General features: G+C 42.6%; 1 protein-coding gene. It reads right to left on the minus strand.

Features of this window, described 5'->3' with window-relative positions:
- Nucleotides 1–204, minus strand: a 204-nt coding sequence (locus AC1M9F_RS14575; protein ID WP_481598128.1) for a GTP-binding protein, incomplete at both ends; no start/stop codon positions are given.

Genomic DNA, 204 nt, shown 5'->3' on the forward strand with positions numbered 1-204 from the left:
TAAGTGCAGCAAGAGCAGAACCACGGATAACTGGAGTGTCATCACCTGGGAAGTCATAAGTAGAAAGAAGTTCACGAACTTCCATTTCAACTAGCTCAAGAAGCTCTTCGTCATCTACAAGGTCACATTTGTTTAAGAATACAACGATGTATGGAACACCTACTTGGCGAGAAAGAAGGATGTGTTCACGAGTTTGTGGCATTG

It is taken from the genome of Acinetobacter sp. ANC_7504 (assembly GCF_056779995.1).